The organism is uncultured Corynebacterium sp., from assembly GCF_945649885.1.
Classification (GTDB): domain Bacteria; phylum Actinomycetota; class Actinomycetes; order Mycobacteriales; family Mycobacteriaceae; genus Corynebacterium.
In genome coordinates this window covers 1-8,640 of record NZ_CALZFS010000121.1, presented here as the reverse complement: position 1 = coordinate 8,640, position 8,640 = coordinate 1, and the positions used below count along the sequence as shown (strand labels likewise).

Annotated in this window: 7 protein-coding genes and 1 riboswitch; of the genes, 4 read left to right on the top strand and 3 right to left on the bottom strand. The window is 58.0% G+C overall.

The window, feature by feature from the left end:
• Nucleotides 1–124 precede the first annotated feature (124 nt).
• On the bottom strand, nt 125–508 hold the full coding sequence (locus Q0M74_RS11500; protein ID WP_293954559.1) for a cold-shock protein: 384 nt from the start codon (nt 506–508) through the stop codon (nt 125–127).
• 670 nt (nt 509–1,178) lie between these two features.
• Nucleotides 1,179–1,352: riboswitch (cyclic di-AMP (ydaO/yuaA leader) on the top strand.
• 7 nt (nt 1,353–1,359) lie between these two features.
• Here Q0M74_RS11500 and Q0M74_RS11495 point away from each other — a divergent pair.
• On the top strand, nt 1,360–1,944 hold the full coding sequence (locus Q0M74_RS11495; protein WP_293954556.1) for a transglycosylase family protein: 585 nt from the start codon (nt 1,360–1,362) through the stop codon (nt 1,942–1,944).
• Nucleotides 1,945–2,091: 147 nt separating this feature from the next.
• On the opposite strand, the gene Q0M74_RS11490 is transcribed toward Q0M74_RS11495, so the two are convergent.
• Entirely contained in the window at nt 2,092–2,283 is a 192-nt protein-coding gene (locus Q0M74_RS11490) for a hypothetical protein (RefSeq protein ID WP_293954553.1), read from the bottom strand.
• A gap of 64 nt (nt 2,284–2,347) precedes the next feature.
• Here Q0M74_RS11490 and Q0M74_RS11485 point away from each other — a divergent pair, with 64 nt between their 5' ends.
• From Q0M74_RS11485 to Q0M74_RS11475, 3 genes are read left to right on the top strand one after another with little or no spacing between them, the layout of a single operon-like run.
• A complete protein-coding gene (locus tag Q0M74_RS11485) occupies nt 2,348–4,585 on the top strand; it encodes a helicase-associated domain-containing protein (protein WP_293954550.1) in 2,238 nt (745 codons plus the stop codon).
• Between the two features lie 52 nt (nt 4,586–4,637).
• Nucleotides 4,638–6,311 (top strand): DNA repair helicase XPB, encoded by a 1,674-nt coding sequence (locus Q0M74_RS11480; protein ID WP_293954547.1) that lies wholly within the window; start codon nt 4,638–4,640, stop codon nt 6,309–6,311.
• The gene (locus Q0M74_RS11475; RefSeq protein ID WP_293954544.1) at nt 6,312–6,953 is read left to right on the top strand and encodes a DUF3239 domain-containing protein; all 642 of its coding nucleotides are present in this window, start codon (nt 6,312–6,314) and stop codon (nt 6,951–6,953) included.
• A 393-nt stretch (nt 6,954–7,346) separates the two neighbouring features.
• Here Q0M74_RS11475 and Q0M74_RS11470 read toward each other — a convergent pair whose 3' ends face one another.
• Nucleotides 7,347–8,510 (bottom strand): pyridoxal phosphate-dependent aminotransferase, encoded by a 1,164-nt coding sequence (locus tag Q0M74_RS11470; protein ID WP_293954542.1) that lies wholly within the window; start codon nt 8,508–8,510, stop codon nt 7,347–7,349.
• Between the last annotated feature and the right edge of the window lie 130 nt (nt 8,511–8,640).

The following is an 8,640-nucleotide window of genomic DNA, read 5'->3' as shown; positions in this document are numbered from 1 at the left end:
TGTTTGTGTTGCGCCCCCATCTCACCCTATGTCGTCGCCTGTCCCCCCCTTCATCTATACCTTTTACTTCCAGGCGGAGTGCTTTTCAACACCCCCCCCCCCCCCGCTTCTGTGTTCTGTGTTTTTAGATTTCCAGTTCCTTCGCCACGGCACGGAGGATCTTTGCCACTTGTTCGCCGACCTTCCGGTCCGGGTAGTGTCCCTTCAACAAGGTGGGCTGAACAGTGCCTTCCAACATGGTGACCATGTCTGAAATGATCCCGTTGAGTTCCTCCGGCTTGTAAGTGTGCTGCGGACGACGGCGTGGGGTATCCAATACCTTCACGCGCAACGCCTGGGGCCCCTTACGTCCGGCGGCAAAATCGAACTCGATGCGCTGGCCCTGGTGAAGCTCATTGACACCCTTGGGAAGCACCTGCTTGCCAACGAAACAGTCTTCCTCACCAGGATTGGAGACAAAGCCGAAACCACGCTCTGCGTCATACCATTTCACAGTTCCGACAGGCACTTGTCCTCACCACTTTCTCTTAAGAACCAACAAAAGCTAAAAGCTCGAAGAAGTTATTATACATGCCATCTTCATGCTACTTATGCATCAACGCCAGACCACAAAAAATCATGCTTGCCTGCACCGTTACACTGCCCACGAGGTAAAGATTCCAGTGGTGACACCTGCAGGTCCACATTCGGAGGAACGTTGATCAATCCTCCCGCGTTACTAATGATTATTGCGTTCTCAGGCTGGCAGACCAGACAACCACCCCACAGCATGCTGCGGCGGCTGCGACAGCACCCCAGCATTGCGGGAAACCCATTGAAATACTCCAAAGTGTTCACTACCTGGCTTTACCCGCAAAACATCGTGCCCGAGAAGTAATCCCCAGCGGCATGGTGCGCTGAGTATCGCTTCCATGTCCCGCAAACCCCTGCTGCGTGAGCGAAAAAGCCAATATGTGATGGGCTTCACAGGCTTTCCGCCAACCGGTGTGACCTGCCCAAACTCCGGGACATGACCCCATTATTTGTGAAGAACACATAAAAAACGTGACACAATCGTGACCTAGGGGCTACGGTATCCCACAGGCACCGCAACAGTTCATCCATATTTTCCGGCCCATCGCCAAACCCTGTCTGGGGCCGGAGGGCGAACAACAGCACAAGTGCAAAAGACCATTATATAACCAATCACTTCTAGCTCCTAGAAGTTCTTGCAGACAGGGACGGGGAAACCACCCGCTCAGCAATGAGCACCGGAGGTACCTCCTTGGGGTGAAGCCGGCATTCATACCGGCAGAGCACATCCTCCGCTCTAACCCGACAGCTAACCTCGACGGCGACAAATGAGAGGAAAATTTTCACATGGGACGTCACTCAGCTAAGACCGGTTCACCACTGGTCAAGATGGCAGCAACCACCGTCGCCTTCGGCGCTGCCGCTGTTGCTTTTGCACCAGCAGCCTCCGCTGCCCCTGATTCCGACTGGGATCGTCTCGCACAATGCGAGGCCGGCGGCAACTGGTCCATCAACACCGGCAACGGCTACCACGGTGGTCTGCAGTTCTCCCCAAGCACCTGGGCTGCCTACGGTGGCCAGGAGTTCGCAACCTACGCATACCAGGCTTCCCGTGAGCAGCAGATCGCTGTTGCAGAGCGCACCCTGGCCGGACAGGGTTGGGGCGCATGGCCTGCCTGCTCCGCAAGCCTCGGCCTGAACTCCGCACCAACCCCACGTACCGCTCCAGCAGCACCGGCGCCAGCCCCTGCTGCTGCACCGGCACAGGCTGAGTACAAGGCTCCAGCAGCTGCCCCCAACAACGTCACCATCGGCTCCACCGATCTCAACACCGTCACCGACGTCTACGGTGTGGTCTCCGGAGCTCTCGCACAGTACGGTGTGAAGGTTCCTGCTGAGGTTGATGCCTACTACAGGGCCATCGTCGGCTAAACCCCCTGTTCAAAAGAATCAAAGGGAGTGCCTCTCAAGTGAGAGGTGCTCCCTTTTCTTCGTCCCCCAGAGGGATTTCAAACATGAAAAAGAGAGGCCACCCCATAAAGGAAAGGCCTCTCTTTTCGTGCCGTGCTACAAGCCGCGTTAGCGGTTGATGCGGGTGACGGGGTGGACGTATCCGATCTGCTCAGCAGGAACCGGGAACTCGTTGTGGTCGCCCCATGGGCTGAACGCGCCTGCGAACTGTCCGATGAGCTCAGTGACTACGTGACCTTCGCTTGGGTTGTGATCGGGCCAGGCCGGATCCACGAAACCCTTCTTCTCTACATTTGCCATGGATCCATTCTTTCAAACTCCGGGAACAAAAGTCACCTCAACTGGGCCTAAACTTGGGCACATCATGAAAAAAGATTCCCCCACGCCGACCCTCAAGGGGTGGTTGGCTCATCTCGATGACACCCAACTAGCTCAAATTCTACGTAACCGCCCCGATACCGCCCTTCCTCTTCCACCCGGATTAGGCTCTCTTACTGCACGTTTGCAGTTACGTGCCTCTATTCACCGTGCCATCCATAAACTCACCGCCCTTGAGTTAGCCGTGCTGGAGGCGGCTGCCAACGCGGGTGCGGAACTCAACCCGATTACTGCCCCCGAAGTGGTGGAGCGACTTGATCAATCCCTGCGTGATGTGCCGGGGAAGCCCACGCGCGAGCAGGTGGATCAGGCTCTTATACGTCTGAGGCAGATGGCTATCATCTTCGGAGATGAGGCTTTCATGATCGTCGCGGAGGCCATGTCCACCCTGCCCACCAACTGGCAACTGCTCCCGGAGGAACAGGGGGTAACGGTGACCTACGGAGAGGCGTCGCAAAGCATTGCTGCCCTCCCGGAACGTCACCGCAAGATTCTGGTCACACTGGTCACCTCAGGTGGTCGGGGTTTAACGCGCGACGCCGCGCTGACGGCGGACCCCACGCGCCCCATCCCACAGCTGATCAAGGCCGGACTGCTGGCACGTGTGGATGAGCAGACCGTCAAACTTCCCGCGGTGGTACGCCGTGTGCTGGAGGGCCGGGAGGCTGTTGCCTGGCGCATTCTCCCCATTGCGCCCAACGCACAGCCCGCTGACGATGATGCCGGTATCGCCGCGGGGCTGGAGGTGGTGCGCCAGCAACGGATGCTTATCGACGCCCTCTCCGCCTCACCCGCCGTCACACTGAAGGAGGGTGCGCTCGGGGTGCGTGTGATGTCACGGTTAACCAAGGAACTTCAGCTGGATGAGGAAGCCATCGCCCGCCTGGTGGGCCTGGGTGTATCTGCCGGTCTGCTACGCCGTGGCGTGCCCGATCCACTGCCTGCCGGTGATGATGGGGAGAACTATCTGGCACCGACTGAAGCAGCTGATGAGTGGCTCCAGTCCTCCCTTGCTGAACAGCTCGCGGTATTGCTGCGTGGCTGGTGGACACAGACCCATGCTGTGTGGCTGCTCGGGCAGGCTGATGAGAAGGACAAACCGATCCACCTGCTCAGTGCCGCCTCCATTCATCAGGCCCTGCCGGATACCCGGCGTCTGATCATCACCTCCCTATCCAGGGTGGTGCTTGAGAATCTGAATGATGACCTCTTCTTCCACCACCCCATCGCCGCTTCCCGGATCTCTCAGGCCACCATTGACCATCTGTTGGCTGAAGCCCAGTGGATCGGTGCTGTTGCTGGTGGTTCGGCAGGTGACGGCATCACCTCAGCAACACGAGTACTCGTGGAATCTGGGGCTGTTGCCGAACTGGCTGATATCTCCGCAGCCATCAAAGCGCCGACACCTGTGGACCACTTCATCGTGCAGGCAGATTTCACCATCATGGTTCCAGGTCCACTGGAACCGACCATGCAGAAGGTTATGGAACAGATCGCCGTGCTGGAATCCCCTGGTCTTGCCAGCATGTACCGTCTCAGTGAGGCATCCTTCCGCCATGGAATGGATCTGGGCATGACAGCTACGGAAATCGAAGACTTCCTCACCCAGCACAGCGCCACCGAAGTCCCACAGTCAGTCATCTACCTGCTCCAGGACATTGCCCGCAGGCATGGCACCTTGCGGGGAGGGCCGGCGATGTCTTATCTTCGCAGCGATGACCCCGCACTGCTGCATTCCGCGGTGGAAGCCGCCACAGAGCTGGATCTGCGGCAGATTGCACCCACCGTTGCGGTATCGCAGGCCTCCCTGTTCCAGGTGATCAGTCTGCTACGCACCGCTGGTTTCCAACCGGTGGCCGAAGACGCCCTGGGCGCCAGCCTCAACCTCATACGCTCTCCTGCACGCGTACCATCAGCGGCACAACCTGTCCCGAAGCCCCAGCTGGAGGACAACCGTATCCAGGCAGCAGTCAGTGCGATCCGACGTGAGGAGGCTGCCCAGAAGGGCACCACCTCAGAACAACCAACCCTAGCTGTTCTTCAGGCTGCTGCCCGGGGAAACAGGACCGTGACCTTGGGGTTTGTGGATAAACAGGGTGTTGCCGTTCACCGCGTGGTCAAGCCACTGACGGTGACAGCTGGACAGGTGGATGCCATTGATGAAACCACCGGTGCCGTTCACCGCTTCATGTTGCACAGGATCACAGAAGTGATAGTGGATTAACAGGAAAACAGTGCCATAATGGAGGTTTGAACCTCGATAGGAGACACATTTCGTGGCCTTTGGCGATGGACCCCTGATCGTCCAATCCGATAAAACTGTACTGCTTGAAATCGAGCACGCACTCGCCGGTGAAGCCCGCGCAGCACTTGCCCCCTTCGCTGAGCTGGAACGTGCACCTGAACATGTCCACACCTACCGCATCACTCCCCTTGCTCTCTGGAATGCCCGTGCCGCAGGACATGATGCGGAACAGGTGGTTGATGTCCTGGAACGTTACTCACGCTTCCCCGTGCCGCAGTCCCTGCTCATCGACGTCGCCGAGACCATGTCCCGCTACGGACGTGTGCGCATACACAAGCACCCGGCCCACGGGCTGATCTTGGAGTCCTCCGAACCGGCGATCCTGGTGGAGATCTCCCGCCACAGGAAGATCAAGCCGATGCTTGGCCAGCAGCTGGATGAGGAAAGCATCGCGGTGCACCCTTCAGAGCGTGGCCGACTCAAGCAGGAGCTGTTGAAGATCGGCTGGCCCGCTGAAGACCTGGCAGGCTACGTCGACGGCGAGGCCCACCCCATCGCGCTGTCCACTGTGGAAGAGGACTGGTCACTGCGTGACTACCAGCAATATGCCGCCGATTCCTTCTGGGAAGGTGGATCCGGTGTGGTCGTGCTGCCCTGTGGTGCCGGCAAGACCATGGTGGGTGCCGCCTCCATGGCGCGTGCCCAGGCAACCACGCTGATCCTGGTCACCAACACCGTGGCCGGACGCCAGTGGAAAGATGAACTCCTGCGCCGCACCACCCTCACCGAGGATGAAATCGGCGAATATTCCGGGGAACGCAAAGAGATCCGTCCTGTCACCATCGCCACCTACCAGGTAGTCACCCGTCGCACCAAGGGTGAATTCAAAGCTCTCGAGCTTTTTGATTCCCGTGACTGGGGCCTGATCATCTACGATGAGGTCCACCTCCTACCCGCACCGGTCTTCCGTATGACCTCCGATCTGCAGTCCAGACGCCGCCTGGGGCTCACCGCCACCCTGGTGCGCGAGGACGGTCGCGAGGGTGATGTCTTCTCCCTCATCGGGCCAAAGCGTTACGACGCCCCCTGGAAGGACCTTGAAGCCCAGGGCTTCATCGCCACCGCCGACTGCGTGGAGGTGCGGACCACCATGACTGATGCGGAGCGCATGATCTACGCAACCGCAGAATCCGCCGACCGTTACCGCCTGGCAGCCACCGCCCACACCAAGGTCCGTGTGGTGCGCAAAATCTTAGAACAGCACGAAAACCAACCCACCCTGATCATCGGTGCCTACCTGGATCAGCTGGAGGAACTCGGTAAAGAATTCGACGCCCCCGTCATCGACGGCAAGACCTCCAACAAGAAACGTGGAGAACTCTTCGACCGCTTCCGCTCCGGCGACCTGAGCGTGCTGGTGGTGTCCAAGGTGGCAAACTTCTCCATTGACCTGCCCGAAGCAGCCGTGGCCATCCAGGTCTCCGGCACCTTCGGCAGTCGCCAGGAAGAAGCCCAACGTCTGGGGCGCCTCCTGCGCCCCAAGGCCGATGGTGGCGAAGCCCATTTCTATTCCGTGGTCAGCCGCGACACCTTAGATACTGAGTATGCGGCACACCGTCAGCGTTTCCTCGCCGAACAGGGCTATGCCTACCGCATCATCGATGCCGATGACCTCCTATTTCCTATTTCAGAGAAAGATAAATAAATGAACACCTTCTCCTTCGAAGTGGATGAAGCCTACGCCAAGAAGAACAACGAGTTCCTCCGCGACACCAAGAGACTCCAGACCTCAGCATTCTTCTTCGGCCTGATCCTGCTCGCCCTGGGTGGCTTCCTCTATTACCTTGCCAACGGTGCCGTCTGGGGCTGGATGGTGATGATCATGATGGGCATCATGGCCATCATCAGCTTCATCATGATCCCGGTGCTTCCCCGCCAGGTGGGATCAGCAAGCTCCCTCTACCAGCAGTACCCACTGGTCCCTGCCGTGGTTGCTGAGATCAACCCCCGCGACGTCGTTCTGCTTGCACTGGTCAACATCAATGTCGACACCTCCATCCCACCCCGCTGGGGCCTTGCTGTGCGCACCATCAACCGCCTGGGTGTACACGACCGTAAACTCGGCGAGCGTGTCCCCTCCGTGGCAGTCAGTGGCCGACGCACCGTCCGCAACCAGGACCGCTGGGACGAAGTCAGCCCCATGCCGATCACCTGGGGAACCACCGACAAGGACGTTGTCCGTGAGGCTGAGAAGACCATCCCCCACGATCTGTGGAACAAGCTTGAGAAGAACCGCAACAAGCTTGCAGCAGTCAAGGAAACCCGCATGAACCTGCTGGAGCTCTAGATCTTTCTGGTTTCTGCTTTACCGGGAGTACACACCGTGTGGTGCACACTCCCGGTTTTTCTATGCCACGGGACATAAGCTCAGAGCAACCGTGAAGAGTTGGGGGACCATGGACAGACTGTATGTGGTGTACCCAGCGATGTCATCTGTGTTGCATTCTGGGAGAAATTCTAGGTCAGAGAACTTGAGCAGAAGGCAGGGAACATCGGTTATGAACCGTGGTGGGAGGAGGCGCCCATCCGCAGCCAGAGCACATCCGGACAGTTTCCAGAAAAGGTGTTCATCTTCCTCTAAGGTGTCATGGCAGAGTCACTTTGCTCTCAACCCCTTCACCAAGATCCCTGCGAGCAATCACCCCGATGACTACGAATACACCCTCTGATATCCAGTGTCCTAGAGATTCCCCGCTGCCCTGAGCCGTTCGGCGGCAGCAGACATCGTGTCTTCCTGCTTGCAGAAGGCAAAGCGGACTTTCGAGGACCACTGTGCTGGGCTATCCACGAAGACCTGCACCGGAATCGCGGCAACACCGGCACGGTCAATGAGGTCAAAGCAGAACTCCGCCCCATCACGGTCACCGATATCAGCGACCACAAAGTAGGTGCCATGAGAATCATGGACTTTGAGGCCACCATCGGTGAGTGCCTCAGTCAGAATATTTCTTCTTGCTTCCAGGGTCCTGCGCATCTGCTTCACCCACGCCTGTTCATGAGTGATGGCATGTGCCACCGCGGGCTGGAACGGTGTCGCTCCCACATAGGACATGAACTGCTTGGCTCTGATGATGGCATCCAGGATCGGTGCTGGTGCCAGAGCCCACCCTGTTTTCCATCCTGTGACGTTAAAGGTCTTGGCTGCAGAGGAGACAGTGATTGTTCTGTCCCACATTCCCGGCAGACTTGCCACCGCAGTGTGCTCAACTTTGTCGAAGGTCAGGTGTTCATAGACCTCATCAGAGAGCACCAGCAGATCATAGGCCCGGGCGATACCTGCCAGGGATTCCAATGAACGCTTGGAGAACACCGATCCCGTGGGGTTGTGTGGACTGTTGACGATGATCATGGAGGTCTTTTTGGTCACCGCTGCGTGGAGTGCATCGATATCGAGTGCCCAGGTGTTGTTGTCCTCTTTGAGGGGAACCGTCACCCGCTTGGCACCAGCCAGAGCGATGGCGGCTGCGTAGGCGTCATAGTAGGGCTCGAGAACAATGACCTCATCGCCGGGCTCCACCAGTCCCAGAACAGTCGCTGAGATAGCTTCCGTTGCCCCGACGGTGATCAGTACTTCAGAGTCCGGATCATATTCCAGATCGAAGCGTTTATATCTGTCCTTCACAATCGCAGTACGCAGCCCTGCGTCTCCCCTGCCGGCGGAGTACTGATTGTTCCCTCCAAGGATCTGTTCTGACGCGATCTCCAACATCTTTGCCGGACCATCCTGGTCAGGGAATCCCTGTCCTAAGTTGATGGCTCCTGATTCCACAGCACGTTGTGTCATGGTGGCGAAGATGGTTTCACCAAATGGGCGGAGACGGTCAACGACAAATTTGTTCTTCATGTCGGAAACTCTATTGGATGGGGTAGACACAGGGAGACATCAGTACTGGCTAATCATCTGGAAAGCCCAAAAAGGGGGGGTGTGTGATGACCCCAACCAGAACCACCACACACCCCAGAAACACAAAAAA